The sequence below is a fragment of the Candidatus Saganbacteria bacterium genome (genome assembly GCA_026387835.1).
Lineage (GTDB): Bacteria > Margulisbacteria > WOR-1 > JAKLHX01 > JAKLHX01 > JAPLKZ01.
Map to the genome: position 1 here is coordinate 85,376 of JAPLKZ010000005.1, position 17,247 is coordinate 102,622.

Sequence of the window (17,247 nt, forward strand, 5' to 3'; positions counted from 1 at the left end):
TGAAGAAGTGAATAGTCGAAAAGATGCTTAAACACAGCAAACTAGCCATGTTTAAGTACGGGTAGGAATAGATCAAATGCAGCGAATAATGCTTTATTTGCGGCTTTTTAACATTGCTCTTAATGATCTAATAGCTGAGCGGCTTTGGGTTTGGATTCTTTGCTTGTTCTTCTGTTTGCCCGACAATATATCAACAACGATAGACGCATTCTTTTCTCCGAATATTTCAACAAGATCCTTCATTGATTTCTTTGCACCAAACATTTTTGTGATAACACCTTGAGGATCTATATACCCAAACATAGTTAGTCGACCATACATTTGCATGGCCTGTTTTTTACCATAGCGTTTTACAAAGTCTTCCAATGCAACTGTCCCATGATAGTATTTCTTGAGATGTATTCGTTTTCTGCAATCCTTGGAGCACCACAGCTTGTTTGGCTTGGTCACAACAAACACATCAGAGCAAGTCTTACATTGGCTTAAGAAGACACACATGCACACAAGTGAATATAAGTATTCAAATAGAAAAGCATATATGAAATGAGACAATTTATAATCGATATCATATTCTCGCAACATATCAAATGCTGGCTGAAAGGATGTGACATAGTTTTTATCTATACTTTTTGACGAAAAGATGGCAAGGATTGAATTTAAGCCTCTCAAAAAATCTTTAAAGGATTTGCTCGATCTTAATAAAAGAGCAAATAGCTCGTTGCATTCTTTCTTATCCTTAATGGAATCGTATAATTCATGCTGGAACAATGGATATCCCCATAAATGTTTTTCTACTACATCCATTAATTTATTGCTTGAATTGTTCTTGAGTTTGCATAATTTGTACAGATTCTTGAAGGATGGAGTTTCTTTTCTTTTTAATAACTCAAATATGTTGTGTAGGAAATTTCTTTTTTCTTCATGAACTATCAGCATAAATCTCCTATTAGTTCGGGAGGTCATACTATTAACCGTCTGTTATATTTTACTATTCTAATGCATTGTATAGCAAGGCTTATATATAATCCCTTCCAGTCGTGTGCATTTTTCTTGGGGGGTACCCCTCTATCTATACATACTTATTCTTATGATTAGCGGAGCAGGTATTACTACAAATTCTATATGAATTTGCTTATATCGTAATTCTTCAGACATTATATTTTCGTAATTATTTTCAATTGATACGCTGGCATCAATAACATCATCACACAATAATCAGTGTGTAAATAGAATAAGCATAAATAAACATATTTACATAACACTTACGCTCTTATATAAAATTTCTTTGCTATTACTAAGTATTATGCAATAAATATATTAACAGTTTATAATTCATTGCTTATAGCATGAAGATATAAACGAGCAACTAACATCGTTTATTCTATGGATCATATGCTTACTAATATGCTTTTATATATTTCCTTAAATTAGAAGATTAAAAAAGGGACGTTCTACTCTTTTTTGTGTTCTAATATCTATCGTTAATCTATTAATATTATTAGCACATACACCCGTATTACTTTAGAGGTGTATTAATGATTGAAGATCATTACGTTAAGGTTGTAGGAACAGTTGGTCTTATCTAATTCCTGTACGGTTAACGTTCTAACCGGACATATGTGTGCTACTTGCAAACACATCCCCGGCACAGTTCTCCCAGTTGCTGGGCCGCATATTCATTCAGCTGGCACATATATGCGTGAGGCTCGATAAATTCTATTTTTTTCGTAGTGGCATACCCCCTTCATGCATTTTTGATCTGAAGTGTTTGATGTTATTTGGCTGAACTAAGAGTAAAACAAGGCATTTCTTGTGTCGGCTTTTTGTTCAAAAGCAAACATGCTAGGGGACTAAATAGATGCTTCCGGATACTTCTACTAGTACTTGAGTCACTTCGTGGATTTGTTGTTGTAGTACTTGAGTTCTTCATAGACCTTTTCACTCGACATATCTTGAGCGTTTTGCCCGCATTTGGCAGCATTTATGGGGCAAAGACTCGTATCTTACGTGTGTTTAGTCGTATTAACTCCGTGTTTAGTCCTTATTTTGGCATCAGAAAGGAGGTGGTTTATATGAATGAGCGAGAGTTCGCTGCTGTGTCCCGGGTAACGGGAGAAGTCCTTATGACCCATGAAGGGACATATTCTGAAGCTTTGGATGCATTCGACCGTTTGTACGGTACTGAAGTCGACTATGTAGTCGAACAGTTGCCATGCCGGTCAGATTCTCCCCACCCGGCTTATCAAGATAGCCGGTTCTAACTGTCCCATTCCATCATGAAAGGAGGCGATATGCATGTGTGCAACTATGAAGGATCTCTATGTCCAGACAAAGGAGATAGAAGAAAAGCTGGCTACAGGCCAGATTAACCCCGATGCTATTAAGGATTATCTAATGGCTCATAACGCTATTAGACGGGGAATAGATGCCGGCAGAAGGCTTATAGAGGCTTCCTATGCCCGCGAATAATAGGCCTTTGAGTTTCGTTGAATAATCTATGAAAGGAGACGAATATCATGTCATTAAATCGTATGATCCTTACAGGAACCCTAACCCGTGACCCTGAATTAAGGTACACAAAGGAGGAGATTCCTGTTGCAAGATTCACTGTTGCCATTAAAAGCATACAGAGAAAGGGCAAGGACAAAGACACGCAATACTTTAATTGTGTTGCATGGCGTGGACTTGCTTCTATCGTCGGTGAGTACCTAAAGAAGGGATCTTTGGTCGCCATAGAGGGAAAGCTTCAAATCAAGCCCTATGAAAGTAAGGGGATGAAGAAGCATTACACCGAGATCGTCGTAGACAATTTGCTGATGCTGGACAAGAAGTTCTATGGCAAAGCAATACCCTCAGCAGAATCTGAAGATGTTACTTCAGAGGAAGGGAGTGAGATACATGGACAATGTGATTAGTTCTTATACCTTAGGCAATGCAATCAGCGATGGCGTGTTAGTACCGGTGTTCCGTAATCGCTGGCCTTCGCTGTCTGGCTGTAAGCCTATCGTAGCAACCGCTTCGATCATTTCAGAGTTCTCCCTGGCTGCTATTCAGGAGATATGGAATGAGTTTGTTAAATGGGTAAAGGACGAGAAGGCTGATCTTAGACCTGAGGATCGACTGTTCAAAACCCAGATGAATTCTAAGGACATTTGGGTTGTAGAAGACCCTCAGGCATATACGATCATGTTTCCATCGGACTATTAGTATATCAAATCTGCCTGAAAGGAGGTGTGTCTTGTATGGGAAATAACAAAAGGACAACGGTATACTTTGGACGGCCTTCCGGGCGTAACCCCGAACATCTTGCCAATATAATGATCCGGTTCTTTAACGGCGAATATATAAGGGGTGTAATGATCTACAAAAAGCTCTCAATGATGGGAGAGCCGTTCTTCCTGCTTAAGTATCCGTCCTATGTTAATGACAAGGGTTTGCAGGTTCCGTTCTTTAGGTTAAGCCAAGATCGTGAACAGAAGATCATATCTCTATTCACAAAGGCTTATGAGAAGGGGGAACTTGTAGAATCCTATCCGCTTTCCTTCGTAGACACAAAGGTGTTCTCGAAAGTCCTCGCTTAGTTAGATAGTTTGTTAGCCGGCACCAATACCAAGGCAGCTCTTTGCCACAAGGAGTTTCTTTGTCTTGTGCGGTGTCGGCTATATTCAAATCAAATTTGTTTGAAATATTCTTAGGGAAGAAAAGACTACTAATAATAAATCCTTGTAGGGCCTTGAATATCTATTATTCTTCGTCCGTTTTCGTCATACTCCTCGAGTATCATATGAGTGTTTTTGTTTTCAATTCTTCTTGTTCGTCCATTATCATAATAATATTTCCAAATCCCAACCTCCACCCCATTAAGGTATTGTCCAACATAACATAGTCTCCCATTTTCATAATAGTCCTTTCTAACTCCGTGTAATTCGCCATTTTTATAGTTACATATGCTCTCCACCTTACCGTTATCATAGTGGGATCGCTGTTCACCATGAAGTTCTCCGTTTTTATAATTCGCACCCCCTGACTTGCCATCGAGTTCCCAGTCCTTATAATTAGAGATCTTTATTGGCTTACCGTCATGTAGTAGTCCTCGAGAATATTCAATAGTCTGCCCATTGAGTTTCCCGTTTTTGAATGTTCTAACTTCTAGTGTGGTTCCATCGGAATTATATTCAATGCTTTTCCCTTCGATCAATCCATTTATATAATATTGTTTCTTTAGCAGATGCATATCTGCGTCATATATTTTTCTTTCCCCGCTTATTAATCCTTCCCCATTTAATTTCTTGCTATCATAATACATTTTTGAGCCACTAAATTCATCCTTTTCAAATTCCGGAATAGGGTGATACTTGCTCTCCACATATGAGGAACCATCTGAACATCCCCACACGGGAATAACATCAGGATCCCCGATGTTGGATAATATACCACTCCGAATCCACGCAACGATATTGGAATCAGGTTTATATAGGATCTTATACATCTGACCGTCACCAGAATTTGAGATCACCTTATATGTTTCGGATTTATTTACAACCCCAATAATATTGTGGCTATCATCGTATACTTCTCCTGTGCTAATCACATATGCATACTCACCTCCAGAAATAGCCAAACAACTCCCATAAATCATACTAATTAAAAATAGCGACAAGCATATAGAGATTATTTGTTTGAAGCAATTCGACTTAAATGTCATTTGCATTCTTCCGCGATAAGCTGTTTTCTTTACTACGGTTCCCTGTAGGGAACTATAATATCATGCAAATATAGTACATTCAATAATTACTATGATGTCAAATGAGAGCCTGAAAAAGGCAGTTGGCAGAAGAATAACTTCCCTCCGGAAAGCCAAGAATCTTACCATTGAAAAGCTTGCTTATGAGAACGATCTTGCTAAGGGCAATCTGAGTGAGCTTGAAAAGGGAAAGATTAACCCGCAACTTACGACCCTGTATAGAATTGCAAAGGGATTGGACTTGTCCTTGAAAGAATTGCTGGATATAGATTAATTATTACGCCGCTTATAGTGAAATACCGGACTTCGCAAGAAGATCATTGTAAAGTTTTGCCTGTCCAGATGATCCAGGGATATATGCTTCCCGATTAAAATCACCATCTTTCAAATCGATTTTATTGAAAATATTTTGAAATTCAGTTATTGATATTACCTTGTCTGGTTTTTTAAAGCTAACGTAGATATCTTTTAATAATTTCATCAATGCAATAAATCCCGTAGATCTGTTAAGAATGGAATTCTCTTGGACTTTAGTCCACGCATCCTCCCATTTGTTTTGAATGGCCATGAAATAATTCCAAATTATCATTGTTATTATCTCGTCTTTTTCATCAATAAAAAGATTTCTGAATATAAGCTTAATTGTTTCATCCCCAACAATGCTCTTAGGTTTTCCGCCACGCTTGTATATATCCCTATCATTCATCGGGTTTTTCGTTATATACTTCATAATGTTTTGTGCCATTGTGGCTTGAGTTATTGTCTCTTTTTCTTTGTCTAATGCAGTACCAAGCAGTTTTATTTTTCCGTAAAATGGACTTCCCTTTTTGAAGTTTAATACCCGAGTAATATTATGTGCTGTCTTCTGAGGGCTTCTTGATTTTGCATATTCAAACAGATCTATTACGAGTGATTGATTAACTTTAGTTTGAGTTTTATTAATAGTTGCGAATAGTATCGCCTGATCTTCTATTTCCATGTCGATAAAGATTGTAACGTTAAGCTGGAACTTCTCCGCTGCCATGCTATTGTCTTCAAAACCGGCAATTCTATGCTGCCCGTCTAATATTTTTGCAATATCTGGCCTTTTAATTATGGTTAATTTCTTATTATCAGGATCATAGGACACATTATCAGAGTCTATCGAAAGAATTATGCTTGTTGGAAAAGAAGCATCGACCAGATTAATGTACTGTTTTAAATCGTCAACTCTCTTTGGGGAGAGAGGCCTCTGTATTCCAATATATTTTTCTATGTCTCTCTCTTCGATTCTTCTTATGTCGCTAAACGTGATTGATAGCAGATCTTTAAAGTTTATTCTGCCGATGTAAAATTTGCCTATAGGTTGATTTACTTCTATAGAATCGATTGTTATTTTATCTGCTTTATCTGCCATTATTTGCCCTCTGGATTTTCTGGTCCTGTTGTGTCCTTTCCAGATTCTGATTCTGGAGTTGTAGCAGCATCTTCTTCTTTAAGTTTCACCATAAGATCATCTATTTCATTGTCGCTTTCTTGTTTCAGATCGACATCGGGAAGATCTTCTTTTGATTCAAACTGGACTGAAAGGGCTCGATAAGAACAATAAATAGAGAAACAGATTAATAATACTGAGACCCACCTTACTAAGTTTAGGTCGATGTTAATCGCAGTATTTAAAACGGGGATTATTTGTCCGGATAAAAATATCCCACCATACATAACTGAGGAAAAAATAATAAACCATATTAAAGATATGCTTATATAATAATCGACCATCATATTCTTTTTAAGAATCCATTCTTTATTCTCATTTTCATTAAATAAAAACAATGAGGAGGATAGCAGAGCAGCACTATACAGGAAGAGATCTCCTTTATCAATAAATATATGAACTTCTTTTGGTTTTGAAATAACGCTCAATAATATCAACCCTATGATCGACGGCAAAACAGTTCCTATAACGTTATGCATCAACCCGGTAATAACTCTCCTCGTTTTTACGATTTGCCTTTCTTTCATTTGGTTAGATCGCATTAATAGTTCCTTATGATTAATTCGTCAATCTTTTTTCGATACTCTGGTTTTCCAGAAAGAATACTACTCCTTGTTGCCACTTCGAGATTCCCAAAATCATTATACATCTTTGCAATTTCAAAATGATTGGCGTTTAACAGTAATATTTTAGCCCCTCTTTTCCTTGCTCTAAACAAAGATCCTTTTAGGCGTAATTGATCAGCCCATGAAAATATTCTTTCGTTGTATTTCAGAAAACCGTTATTATTATGACAAACTGTATATGGAGGGTCGACAAATATAAAATCATCTTTGCCTGCCCGATCAATAACAGCTTCAAAGTCCTCGTTATTTAAGGTAGCTCTGGATAGCAAATCTGCAATGTCTGCAAAATTATCAGATTCCATTATTACATTGGTTTTTGTTCCAATAGGGACGTTGAATTCTCCGTTTTTATTAACTCTGTACAGTCCATTCCAGCATGTGCGATTCAGATATATCAATCGTGCTGCAGTTTTATAAATATCTAAGGAGATCTGTTGTCTAACATGATAATAGTATTTCTTAGAGTGATTACTGTTATGATCTTCTAATATCTTTTTAACCTTTTTGTGATCATTTTTGATCGCTTGATATGTTGTAATCAGTTCGGAATTTAGATCAGATAGTAAAGCTTTTTGTGGCTGGATCTTAAAAAAAACTGCACCACTTCCTAGAAATGGCTCGATGTATCTTTCAAAATCAATTTTTAGCAGATCAGGGAAGTTTGCGACAAACCATCTTTTTCCGCCGGCCCATTTCAGAAAAGGTTTTACTTCCTCGTTTTTGTGATTATTCATGATTTTGCGAAGTGCATTTTAATATTATGAAACTAATTAACAAATAAATCAATATCAATGACTGAAAGAATATAGACAACTTTGTTGGCGGTAGATAAATAATCGCATAAGAGTTATTGTTCACAGATGAGCTCCTTGAAGTTGTAATCGCATAGGTTATAATTAATGGGATTAAGAAGTAACCAGTTGCGAAGTTCGTCTATCAGGGGGAGTTTCTTTTTTGTTGCGAACTAACTTTTGAGGTGGGCAGCCTAGAGGCGATGCAATCGCGTAAACTGTTCAAGTCGCACTGGCGCGCTTAATTTTATTTCCTTTACATATTAGCATTGACAAATCGACAACCTTAAAGTATGTTAAATTATCCGGTGTCAAACTGATAAAGGGAATATCATGGAACTCAATATAAAAAAATCTATCCTTCCCGTTCTTTGTTTATCGATATTTATATTAGCGGGATGCGGTTTATTAAATCAGCAAAGCCAAAACACTGTTTACACTACCGTTCAAAGGACTGTTGTTCCGGACGCCACTCCTTCGACCCCGATTAATTTAACTGATTTTTCTTCATACGATGCTTATGGCTATGGCAAATGGTCGTTTGGACCGGGGCTGCCTTACGATCAGCGGCTCGATCTCATGCCCGCAACTTTTGACGCTGCCGCCCTTAACAAAAAGACCGAACTTCTGTCATTTTTTACCATTTCCGATGTCCACATTGCCGACAAGGAAGCTCCAAACCAGTTGATCTATTGGAGCCAGCTGCATAAAACTAACTCGCTGGCGATAGCGCTTTGCTCGGGAAGTTTAATGTATTCAACACAATTTTTAGACACGGCTGTCCAAACGATCAATGACTTACACAGACAAGATCCGTTTAATTTCGGCCTTTGTTTAGGAGACGCGGTCAACAGTTCTTCCTACATTGAAACCAGATGGTTTATTGACATACTTGACGGTAACCTCATCAGTCCAAGCTCCGGAGCGCATTTGGGATCTGATACGGTTGATTACCAGGAAAATTTCCAGGCAACCGGGCTCTGCAAAGATATTCCCTGGTATCAGGTAGTAGGCAACCACGATCACTTCTGGGGGGGCTCATTGCCTAATGCACCTGATTACCAAACCTCTTACACTGCCGGCGAGGTCCTTAAAACGAAAGATTTTCTCAATCCTTCAGACAGTACTTACTATTATTGGGGGGTATTTGACGGGATGGATCCTGTCGGTCGCATAATCGATGCCGGACCGGCCTCTTCCTTTAGTACTCCGCCTACGGTTGAAGCGGATCCAAATCGCCGTTCCCTGTCGTTAACTGATTGGATGCACGAATTTTCTAGTACAACGTCTTCCCCGGCCGGCCACGGGTTTAACTTGGCCGGTTCTGCTCCCGGCTGCTATAGTTTCGTGCCGAAACCGGGCCTTCCGCTCAAAGTGATCGTGCTGGACGATACAGACCCGGATGACAGCGACTATACATATCTTCATGTACATGGTTATCTGGATCATGCGCGCTGGATTTGGCTTAAACAGCAGCTGGCTGACGGAGATAGCGCCGGCCAGCTGATGATCATTGCAGCGCATGTTCCGATCGGCGTTGAACCGGCGTCTTCCTCAACGGGTTGGTCGGCAAGATCCGATGTGACCCTGGAAGATCTGGTCGCAGAATTGCAAAGCCATCCCAATTTGATAATGTGGCTGGCAGGTCATCGCCATTTAAACACCGTGAAAGCTTTTATTTCTCCCGATCCAAATCATCCGGAATACGGTTTTTGGGAAGTAGAAACCACGTCGCTCAAGGATTTTCCACAACAGCTGCGCACTTTTAAGATCGATCTAAATCAGGATAATTCGATCTCGATTTTTGCGACCGATGTTGATCCGGCGGTCCAGGACGGATCGCTTGCCGCGAAATCACGTAAATATATGATCGGCGCGGTGCAAATATACGGGTCGGACCTGTGGAGCAGAATTACGCAAAGCACTAATCCAACAAGTGATCCCACTATAAAAGAAATGCCGAATGGGTCATACAACGCCGAACTCGTGAAACAATTAACCCCGCCGATGGAAGCCATATTGCGGCGTCCGTGAATTGTGCTTGTCATGAGCGAGCGAAGCGAGTCGAATGATTAGGTATGCATAAAGATAAAATAGGAAAATATTGAGCCGAACGAGCTTAATCCTTTTCAAATCGAAATCAGGACATCAAAATGCGGATGGATAAAATTATCAGATTCACTTTCATTGTGCTTTTTCTTCTGACGGCACTGGTCATGTCAGTTTTGGCAGAAGCAAATATCTCAAGGGACGCCGCATTAAAACTGCTAAAAGACGGGAACCGCAGGTTCGCGGACATGAAATTGCTCCATCCCAATTTGAACAGTGAACGGCTGAAAGAAACCGCGGCCAACGGACAAAAACCGTTTGCGGTCGTACTGGCATGCTCGGATTCCAGGGTCCCGGTAGAATCTCTTTTTGACCGTGGCATCGGTGATATCTTTGTCGTGCGCGTTGCCGGCAATATCGCAAGCGACAGCAGTGTTATCGGCTCCGTAGAATACGGACTGGAGCACCTTCATGTCCCGCTGCTTGTCATTCTCGGTCATTCGGATTGCGGAGCTGTAAAAGCGGCTGTATCCGATGCAAAAGTTTCCGGTCATGTCGTTGAGATCAAAAATATCATTTCTTCCGTTGTCGGCCGGGTCAGGAAAAAGCAGCCCTCTATCGAGGGAGAAGACCTGTTAAATGCTGTGATCAAAGCGAACGTTCTTGAAACCAAACAGAATCTTCTGGCAAAGAGCAGCGAGATCAGCTCTTTATTTGGAAAGAAAGAAATCAAGATAGTAACGGCGATCTATGATATCAGGTCCGGAAAGGTGAAGTGGTTTTGAGCTGCTATCACTGATCTCTACAGGGCAGGGATCAGTCTTTTCATCTTTATATCTCCTATTCATTAATTTATACGCAAAAGTCGACTTCTGTCAAGAAAAATATTATAATGTATATATATGTATAGACCTGAGATCAAAGTCCTTGACTGCACTATCCGCGACGGGGGGCTTATCAACGAGCATCTTTTTGAAGATAAGTTCGTAAAAGCCGTTTACCGCGCGTCTTCTGCCGCAGGGGTGGATTATGTCGAGCTTGGCTACAGGCTTTCTAAAAAACAATATTCACCGGATAAGTTCGGCCGAAGCAAGTTCTGCGACGAGGATTTTCTTAAGGAGATGATCGATGGCGTAAAGAATGGGGCAAAGATCGCGACCATGGTAGATATCGGCCGTGTGGAGCTGGACCAGATACCTCACAAAAAAGATAGTGTTGTAAATCTAATGCGCGTTGCCTGTTATGTGAAAGACGTGGACAAGGCCATCGATTACGTAAAACACCTGACGGAAAAGGGTTATGACACGACGGTCAATATAATGGCCATCTCGACCGCACTGCAACCTGACCTTGAAGAAGCGCTGGCACAGCTGTCTGAATGTCCGGTCAAGGCGGTCTATGTGGTCGACAGCTACGGGGCGCTTTTCTCGGAACAGATACATTTTCTGGTAAACCTTTACAAGAAATATCTCCACCCGAAAAAGATAGAAGTGGGCATACATACTCACAATAACAGACAGCTTGCTTTTGCCAATACTATAGAAGCTATCCGTTTGGGAGCTAACTATCTGGACGCGTCGATATATGGTATCGGTCGCGGGCCGGGCAACTGTACGCTGGAGCTTTTACTGGCGTTCCTCAAGAACCCCAAGTTCAAACTTGATCCGATACTGGAGGTCATTGAGAAAGAATTCCTTCCATTAAAGGAAAAGATGGAATGGGGATATATCATACCTTATATGATCACGGGGATACTCAACATGCACCCCCGCTCGGCGATCGCCCTGCGCTCGGGTAAGGACAAAGACAAATATTTAGAATTCTACCGCAGCCTGACAGCCGATATCGAACTGGTCTGAAGGCCGGTTCTTCCTTGTTCCCCGTCATTTTGGAATAGAACACCTGAAATTCACTGAATATTTAAACGATATACCAGCAGGAAAGCAATGTATTTATGATAGAGAGATTATTCTTTAAATTAATAAGGCCGCGTCTGCCTGAGAGCGTAGCAGGTTACAGGAGTATGGAAAAGCCCTGGGACAGGGCAGCGGAGGAAAGAGGGGTTTTAGGCAGGATAATGATCGATCAGAGGCGGCTGACTGTTCAGGCTCTCGGCAAAAGACCGCCGGGTATAATCGTGGACCTTGGGTGCGGGACCGGCGCTATTATAAACGACATGAAAAGTCTTCCGGGTGTCAAAGGTGTGATCGCGTTGGACATCAACAAACAGGCGTTAGTTCTTGCCATGCAAAGGGCCCACGTTCCCGGGCACGACCTCAGGCCGTTGTATCTGAATCTGGATATGTGGCGGATTAAATTCCCGGTGAACAGGTTTGACACGGCTGTTTGTCTGGATGTGCTCAGCGAAATGCCGGAAGTGCCGGCAGCGCTCAGCATCATTCACAATTTGGTGAAACCCGGTGGCACGGTCGTGGGTAATTTTGTGGCCAGGGAAAAAGCGAATCAACTGTTCATCCGGAAATACGGGACTTTCAAGTTCCTTCAGCTCAAGACCATGTTCATGCTGGGGATGCTGTGTTCGCCCAGCAAAAAGATGTTCGAATATTTCGGAGCGAAGGGTCATGTGCGGCTGATGCCTTATAGCAGAAGCGAGGTTGAAACGTTTTTAAGCCGGTATTTTTGCAATATCAATATAGTGAGCGGTTATTATCACTGGTTCTGCGCGGAGAACAAGAAATGACGCCAAAAAGGATGATTGCATGCGTTATGGCTGCAGGCGGTGGTACCCGCCTGAAGGAAATAACCTCATCTGCCAACAGGCGCCCTCTGTCAAAGGTTATCGTTCCGGTAGGAGACAGGAGGGCCATAGATTATACTCTCGGAGCTTTGCTAAAGACGGATGTGAGGGAAACATGGATAAGCGTGCATTTTGACCCGCCGAGCATAATGGATTACGTGGTCAAAAGGTATAACAGGCATCTAGACATAACCTGGCATAATGAGAAAAAGCTTCTGGGATCGTTCGGATGCATCAAGAAGATATGCGGTCTGAGCGGGCTTGAAAGGACAGGGGCGATCGTGGTCCTCTACTCAGATATAATACACAATTTTGACCTGCAGCTGCTTCTCAATTCGCATTTCAGCTCCGGTGCGGATGTAACGATGGTCATGAACCCCGTCTATGACATGGAGAAGATCGAAAAATTCGGGACAGGAATGCTTGAAGGCATGGAGCCCCACGCAAACTTTAGCAGTACCGAGGATTATTTCCGTTATATCAGGGGTTTTGTGAAAAATCACCAGGGTACATGCCTGCCAGTCACGGCGTTCAAAGAGAAGTTGCCTTGGCCGGATGCCCTGAGCATAGTAAATGATTCCTCGATATATGTGATGTCAGCGGGAGTTGTGCTGGATTATTCATCGGAAGAACCCATGCCGGATATCAACTATCATTTTATCCCTTGGATGCTGGGTCAGAGGGGAAAATACCTTCTCAATGCATATATCCTGCCCGAAAGATATTACTGGACGGATATAGGCGACCCGATGTCTTTGTTCAAAGCGAATATGGCCGCTTTTCATTTTACGTGGCCGGAGATACCAACATGCGGCGGAGTATGGACAAAATTTGGCAGTAACCTTATGTCCAGCGGTTCCTCGATCGATCCTTCAGCCGATGTCCAAGGCAGCATAATCGCAGACAATGTTAATATCGACAAAAACGCGACCGTGTTTGGAACGGTCATACATGAGGGAAACAATATCGGCAGGCATGCGAAGATCACTGACTGCGTATTGTTTCCCGGATATCAGAAGGGACAGGGAGTAAATCATATAGGAGACTCCTCTCATCTTGACAGATGCATGTTCCTCGGCGGCATACTTAAGAAAGCGAGCGCTCATCAAGACGAAGTCATCTATGAAAATAATCTCGGTAATATTTGCACAAGTATAATTTAGAACAACTGACAGTATAAAAATCCATTATCTAAAAAAACCTTGTCAACCGCACAAAAGGGGTATAGAATTGTCTCGATCGGAGGTGAGATCATGCTCAACATGCTTAATGAAAGAGTGAAAAAACTGACGGTATGGGATATAGGACTGACAAAGATCGCCATTTTTTTCTTCACGATCATCATCGTAAAGCTGCTGCCGGTGCTTTTACAAATCAGGTACTCTGTCCTGATAATATTAGTTGTGATCTGCGGCGCAAGGCCGCTTTACAGGTTCCTGTCGGATAAATAACCGTAGCAGGCCGCTATCGTCCGGAAATCTACCGAGTAACGGAGAACGAATCCACGGTGTTCCCGTCCTTATCGATTATAGTAGCTTCCAAAGTGTCTCCCGTTATCTCAAACCGCCCGAAATGGAAAACAAAAGCGTCCTTTTGAATAATTGTCGGATCAAAAGTGCCAGCCGGTCCCCGGTCAGAATTAAGAGGAGCGCCACCGCCGCCAAGTGTCACATATTGTATTCCATCCTTTAAACTGCGGCAGTAAGAGTGGATATGTGCCTGAAGGACCAGTTTTATATTCTTGCTTACCAAAAGCGGGTGCAGGTTCGTTTGTATGGTCGTGTTGTCATAGGCGTTACCAAATGCCGCCTCGTGGTACATTACGATCTTCCATGGTTTTGTCGAGGTTGTCAGGTCATTGGAAAGCCAGCTGTACTGGTCAGAGCCGACAGAATAGGATGTATAGTTATCGACGACCGCGACATGCAGCGGGCCGTAATCAAAAGAATAATAATAGTCTGAATAATAAGGATACTGCAGGTACTGGTCAATAAAAGCGTTCGGATGCGTCGTGTCCAAATTTCCGCTGATATCATAGAACTCATGATTGCCGACCGTGCCCATTATAGGCATGTCGGCGAAAAGTGAAGCGATATTGGCGTAGCTATTGTTAAAATAACCGCTCGCCCAGTCGGCTTCGACCCTTCCCCTGTAAACATAATCTCCGCCGTGCAGAACGATAGTATGTCTGTTGGCTTCATCTTTGTTCATATCAGCCAGAAGAGCGGAGCTCACGGCGTCAAAATTAGCCGCGGTCCCGGTCTTTGGCTGGGAATCGCCGAACCCGTAAAATACAATGCTGGTGGCAGAAGATGCCGGTGCCGCATAGAACGAGCCGGTTGCGCTTTTATCATCAGCCGTAATTTTGTAGCAGACTTTTGTTCCCGGAGTGAGGCCCGTTATAATGTAGCGGAAATCGTGCATGTCACTTGCTGAATAACTTTCAACAGTCACATCTGCGCTGCTGCCGTAGCTTATCGAAGATCCCCATTCTATCTTTGAAGTCGCCGGCGTTATGTCCGTTTGCCACAGGACCTTCATCGTTGTATTATCGTTCAGGTAGATCATGTACGGTCCCTTTAAAAGCTGGGAAGCCGGGATCACTGCCTGTTTTCCGCAGGAGGAGAGGAAGATGAGAGATGCCATCAGGAAGACTAGAATTGCCTGTCTTTTAAGTTTCATTCTTGATCCTTTCTTTATATCCTTTCCGTGTTATTTAAAAAAATCATTAACTTGAAGTCCATATTTTAGAAATTCAGGCGGTTAAGGCCTTGATCCATGCCAAACTTAAAGAGCTGCTGAAAGACAGCGGAGTCGATCGTCCAGACAATTGCAAAAGAGCCGGTAAAAATGATCACTGACAGCCATCTGGTATAGATACCGTTAGTCCTGACAAAGAGGATGACGGCCAGTATTGCCATCAATGAGGGGAATATCACCTGAATATCTCCAAGCGGTACATTATAACCGGCAATATAGCGGCTGCTTGATCCGAGATATCTTGCCAGGTCAAATTTTAGATTAAAATAAACGCAGATCAATTCGGCGATGACCGCGCCTAACATTGCCCAGGATGCCCAGATGGTTGATTTTCCTTCTGTCCGGTATGCCTCATAAATAATGGCCGGCAGCAGTGACATAATAATGATAATGGTATTATCTTTGATTAACCCGATAATAACTCCCAGCCCGGCAATTATCGAACAAATCGTGCAGATAACGGGCGCATATTTTACCGGCTTGGCCATAACAAGCGGATTATAACATAAACGAAATCGACTATAAAGACAACGAAGATGTTAAATTACTTGTCTGATACCGGCCCTATTAAGGTTTTTTGCCTAGTATCGCAAGGACGTTCATCGCTTTTTCAGCGGTCGCTTCCGGGAACTCGTCGACAACATATGCACTTGCCAGCTCCCTCATTGCCAGACCGCCGCGCGGAATGACATCTATCACAAGCCTTCTTTTCGGGTCTGTGACAGGACTCGGATGCGACAGGCAGTTGAAGGTCCTGACCTCGAAAGCGTTCAGGATCCTTATGGCGTCAAAGAAAGCTATACCCATTCCCCTGACCACATCGTCAGACGGCTTGGCACCGTGAAAATTGGATACTGGCGCGATTATCCTCATGTGGTGCTTGGACATCTGCGCCCAGGGCGCCACGAGATGGACATCACCTTCGTAGGACTTTATCGTAAGCCTTTTCTCGGCGAGAAGAGCTGTGTAATCCGCGTAAAAATCCCCGTCATATCCTTTAAGATAAGCTTCGATCGCGTTAACGTTAGGTTCAAAAGCCCCGATCGGATCGGACATCATCTGGCTGTGAAAATGCTGCAGGGTGGCGAACGCGGAGGTCGTCTGCTCCCCGTTCTTTACCCTTCCGGTCCCGTAATTGATGCCCCAGAGCACGTTCTGGGTATTGGAAGCAAGGTCTAAACTAATCTGCCTTGCCCTTAAGAAAGCGAGCCTGATAAAATCAATGGCGATCGCAGGCTCGTTCGTCATTTCGGAAAGGTTGTGGATGGGATCGGTGGATATGTGGACCTCATGTGACGGAGCGAATGGGAACGGGTTCGATGCCCAGCCCACCTTAAAACCGTCCGGTATCTCGCGCGGCTCTCCCCATTTTTTGAAATCACAGAAATGGCATCCTTTCGCGCGGAGCTCCTTTTGCAAAGGAGCGTTCGGATTTGCCGCCGCCGCGGCTGTTATCAGCGGCTCGGTCTCGCTTGTAAGTATCATGTGAAGCACTATCGGGCTTGTCGTCAGTTTTGCGACGGTAAGCCTTTGTTCAAATCCGGTCGCGCCGGGGTTACTGCGGATTATAGCAAGTGACTGATCAAAACCAAGCTGCCCGACCCTTTGAGAGGGTGCCGGCCTTCCGACCCTTTCCCTGTTTATTATTGAGGTGAACCTTCCTCCCAGTTCATCCTTCCTGTATTCAAATGCCGGATGCCTGAAATCCCTTTCGGCGGGAAGTTTGACAGCCCTAACCTGGGCTCCAGAATAAGTTTGACCGACAAATTTTAGTGATGTCATTTGTATTTCTCCTTGAACCTTTATCGGATGGTATTTTTGAAAATTTCACTAAATTTACCGCAAACTTAATATTTCGTGAAACATGCGAACAGATCCGGCCGAACTGCAAAAGTGCGACTCAGGCACCGGCTGGCTGCAATATGACAATACTGTATTGAAGGGGATCGATCTGGGCCTGACCGGTTTCACTTCCCAGGGCCTGTTCTTTAACGATCCCAGTCACGGAGGGGGATGCCTGTTGACAGCCACTCCTTGTCAATGGG

General features: G+C 42.6%; 18 protein-coding genes. 10 read left to right on the plus strand and 8 right to left on the minus strand.

Annotated features, from left to right (window positions below):
- Positions 1 to 93: 93 nt before the first annotated feature.
- The gene (locus tag NTZ10_01320) at positions 94 to 804 is read right to left on the minus strand and encodes a hypothetical protein (protein ID MCX5748873.1); all 711 of its coding nucleotides are present in this window, start codon (positions 802 to 804) and stop codon (positions 94 to 96) included.
- Between the two features lie 1,491 nt (positions 805 to 2,295).
- Here NTZ10_01320 and NTZ10_01325 point away from each other — a divergent pair.
- From NTZ10_01325 to NTZ10_01335, 3 genes are all read left to right on the plus strand, one after another.
- Positions 2,296 to 2,469, plus strand: coding sequence for a hypothetical protein (locus tag NTZ10_01325; GenBank protein ID MCX5748874.1), 174 nt, complete (start codon positions 2,296 to 2,298; stop codon positions 2,467 to 2,469).
- Positions 2,470 to 2,516: 47 nt separating this feature from the next.
- Entirely contained in the window at positions 2,517 to 2,915 is a 399-nt protein-coding gene (locus tag NTZ10_01330; GenBank protein MCX5748875.1) for a single-stranded DNA-binding protein, read from the plus strand.
- Positions 2,916 to 3,242: 327 nt separating this feature from the next.
- The gene (locus NTZ10_01335) at positions 3,243 to 3,581 is read left to right on the plus strand and encodes a hypothetical protein (GenBank protein MCX5748876.1); all 339 of its coding nucleotides are present in this window, start codon (positions 3,243 to 3,245) and stop codon (positions 3,579 to 3,581) included.
- A gap of 128 nt (positions 3,582 to 3,709) precedes the next feature.
- Here the strand turns inward: NTZ10_01335 and NTZ10_01340 are convergent, their stop codons facing one another.
- Positions 3,710 to 4,621 carry a toxin-antitoxin system YwqK family antitoxin gene (locus NTZ10_01340; GenBank protein ID MCX5748877.1) on the minus strand — a complete coding sequence of 304 codons (912 nt, stop codon included), beginning with the start codon at positions 4,619 to 4,621 and terminating at the stop codon, positions 3,710 to 3,712.
- A 178-nt stretch (positions 4,622 to 4,799) separates the two neighbouring features.
- Between NTZ10_01340 and NTZ10_01345 the strand changes: the two genes are divergently transcribed.
- Positions 4,800 to 5,018 (plus strand): helix-turn-helix transcriptional regulator, encoded by a 219-nt coding sequence (locus tag NTZ10_01345; protein MCX5748878.1) that lies wholly within the window; start codon positions 4,800 to 4,802, stop codon positions 5,016 to 5,018.
- Positions 5,019 to 5,030: 12 nt separating this feature from the next.
- Here the strand turns inward: NTZ10_01345 and NTZ10_01350 are convergent, their stop codons facing one another.
- The 3 genes from NTZ10_01350 to NTZ10_01360 are packed head-to-tail and all read right to left on the minus strand — an operon-like array spanning position 5,031 to position 7,578.
- The gene (locus NTZ10_01350) at positions 5,031 to 6,140 is read right to left on the minus strand and encodes a DGQHR domain-containing protein (protein MCX5748879.1); all 1,110 of its coding nucleotides are present in this window, start codon (positions 6,138 to 6,140) and stop codon (positions 5,031 to 5,033) included.
- Positions 6,140 to 6,745 carry a hypothetical protein gene (locus NTZ10_01355; GenBank protein MCX5748880.1) on the minus strand — a complete coding sequence of 202 codons (606 nt, stop codon included), beginning with the start codon at positions 6,743 to 6,745 and terminating at the stop codon, positions 6,140 to 6,142. Before NTZ10_01355 ends, NTZ10_01350 begins: the two co-directional genes overlap by 1 nt.
- Before the next feature lie 14 nt (positions 6,746 to 6,759).
- On the minus strand, positions 6,760 to 7,578 hold the full coding sequence (locus tag NTZ10_01360) for a Dam family site-specific DNA-(adenine-N6)-methyltransferase (GenBank protein MCX5748881.1): 819 nt from the start codon (positions 7,576 to 7,578) through the stop codon (positions 6,760 to 6,762).
- A 390-nt stretch (positions 7,579 to 7,968) separates the two neighbouring features.
- On the opposite strand from NTZ10_01360, the gene NTZ10_01365 reads away from it, so the two are divergent.
- The 6 genes from NTZ10_01365 (at position 7,969) to NTZ10_01390 (ending at position 13,893) form a co-directional block, all read left to right on the plus strand.
- Positions 7,969 to 9,669 (plus strand): TIGR03768 family metallophosphoesterase, encoded by a 1,701-nt coding sequence (locus tag NTZ10_01365; GenBank protein MCX5748882.1) that lies wholly within the window; start codon positions 7,969 to 7,971, stop codon positions 9,667 to 9,669.
- A gap of 125 nt (positions 9,670 to 9,794) precedes the next feature.
- Positions 9,795 to 10,469: a carbonic anhydrase gene (locus NTZ10_01370; GenBank protein MCX5748883.1), complete on the plus strand. Its 675-nt coding sequence runs from the start codon at positions 9,795 to 9,797 to the stop codon at positions 10,467 to 10,469.
- Between the two features lie 117 nt (positions 10,470 to 10,586).
- Complete coding sequence (locus NTZ10_01375) at positions 10,587 to 11,543, plus strand: aldolase catalytic domain-containing protein (protein MCX5748884.1); 957 nt, start codon at positions 10,587 to 10,589, stop codon at positions 11,541 to 11,543.
- Between the two features lie 164 nt (positions 11,544 to 11,707).
- Positions 11,708 to 12,385, plus strand: a complete 678-nt coding sequence (locus NTZ10_01380; protein MCX5748885.1) for a class I SAM-dependent methyltransferase — start codon at positions 11,708 to 11,710, stop codon at positions 12,383 to 12,385.
- On the plus strand, positions 12,382 to 13,605 hold the full coding sequence (locus tag NTZ10_01385; protein MCX5748886.1) for an NDP-sugar synthase: 1,224 nt from the start codon (positions 12,382 to 12,384) through the stop codon (positions 13,603 to 13,605). The genes NTZ10_01380 and NTZ10_01385 overlap by 4 nt, the downstream gene beginning before the upstream one ends.
- A 90-nt stretch (positions 13,606 to 13,695) precedes the next feature.
- Positions 13,696 to 13,893, plus strand: coding sequence for a hypothetical protein (locus NTZ10_01390; protein ID MCX5748887.1), 198 nt, complete (start codon positions 13,696 to 13,698; stop codon positions 13,891 to 13,893).
- Between the two features lie 28 nt (positions 13,894 to 13,921).
- Here NTZ10_01390 and NTZ10_01395 read toward each other — a convergent pair whose 3' ends face one another.
- The 3 genes from NTZ10_01395 to NTZ10_01405 form a co-directional block, all read right to left on the minus strand.
- Complete coding sequence (locus NTZ10_01395; GenBank protein ID MCX5748888.1) at positions 13,922 to 15,124, minus strand: metallophosphoesterase family protein; 1,203 nt, start codon at positions 15,122 to 15,124, stop codon at positions 13,922 to 13,924.
- Positions 15,125 to 15,189: 65 nt separating this feature from the next.
- Positions 15,190 to 15,690, minus strand: a complete 501-nt coding sequence (locus tag NTZ10_01400) for a hypothetical protein (protein ID MCX5748889.1) — start codon at positions 15,688 to 15,690, stop codon at positions 15,190 to 15,192.
- A 79-nt stretch (positions 15,691 to 15,769) separates the two neighbouring features.
- Positions 15,770 to 16,984 (minus strand): hypothetical protein, encoded by a 1,215-nt coding sequence (locus NTZ10_01405; protein ID MCX5748890.1) that lies wholly within the window; start codon positions 16,982 to 16,984, stop codon positions 15,770 to 15,772.
- Positions 16,985 to 17,247: the final 263 nt, after the last annotated feature.

Excerpts from the sequence above, each read along its gene's own strand:
- NTZ10_01345 (MCX5748878.1), top strand. The coding sequence starts at position 4,800 with ATGTCAAATGAGAGCCTGAAAAAGGCAGTTGGCAGAAGAATAACTTCC.
- NTZ10_01370 (MCX5748883.1), top strand. The coding sequence starts at position 9,795 with ATGGATAAAATTATCAGATTCACTTTCATTGTGCTTTTTCTTCTGACG.
- NTZ10_01405 (MCX5748890.1), bottom strand. The coding sequence starts at position 16,984 with ATGACATCACTAAAATTTGTCGGTCAAACTTATTCTGGAGCCCAGGTT.
- NTZ10_01380 (MCX5748885.1), top strand. The coding sequence starts at position 11,708 with ATGGAAAAGCCCTGGGACAGGGCAGCGGAGGAAAGAGGGGTTTTAGGC.
- NTZ10_01335 (MCX5748876.1), top strand. The coding sequence starts at position 3,243 with ATGGGAAATAACAAAAGGACAACGGTATACTTTGGACGGCCTTCCGGG.
- NTZ10_01375 (MCX5748884.1), top strand. The coding sequence starts at position 10,587 with ATGTATAGACCTGAGATCAAAGTCCTTGACTGCACTATCCGCGACGGG.
- NTZ10_01325 (MCX5748874.1), top strand. The coding sequence starts at position 2,296 with ATGTGTGCAACTATGAAGGATCTCTATGTCCAGACAAAGGAGATAGAA.
- NTZ10_01385 (MCX5748886.1), top strand. The coding sequence starts at position 12,382 with ATGACGCCAAAAAGGATGATTGCATGCGTTATGGCTGCAGGCGGTGGT.
- NTZ10_01360 (MCX5748881.1), bottom strand. The coding sequence starts at position 7,578 with ATGAATAATCACAAAAACGAGGAAGTAAAACCTTTTCTGAAATGGGCC.
- NTZ10_01320 (MCX5748873.1), bottom strand. The coding sequence starts at position 804 with ATGGATGTAGTAGAAAAACATTTATGGGGATATCCATTGTTCCAGCAT.
- NTZ10_01330 (MCX5748875.1), top strand. The coding sequence starts at position 2,517 with ATGTCATTAAATCGTATGATCCTTACAGGAACCCTAACCCGTGACCCT.
- NTZ10_01395 (MCX5748888.1), bottom strand. The coding sequence starts at position 15,124 with ATGAAACTTAAAAGACAGGCAATTCTAGTCTTCCTGATGGCATCTCTC.
- NTZ10_01355 (MCX5748880.1), bottom strand. The coding sequence starts at position 6,745 with ATGAAAGAAAGGCAAATCGTAAAAACGAGGAGAGTTATTACCGGGTTG.
- NTZ10_01390 (MCX5748887.1), top strand. The coding sequence starts at position 13,696 with ATGCTCAACATGCTTAATGAAAGAGTGAAAAAACTGACGGTATGGGAT.
- NTZ10_01350 (MCX5748879.1), bottom strand. The coding sequence starts at position 6,140 with ATGGCAGATAAAGCAGATAAAATAACAATCGATTCTATAGAAGTAAAT.
- NTZ10_01365 (MCX5748882.1), top strand. The coding sequence starts at position 7,969 with ATGGAACTCAATATAAAAAAATCTATCCTTCCCGTTCTTTGTTTATCG.
- NTZ10_01400 (MCX5748889.1), bottom strand. The coding sequence starts at position 15,690 with ATGGCCAAGCCGGTAAAATATGCGCCCGTTATCTGCACGATTTGTTCG.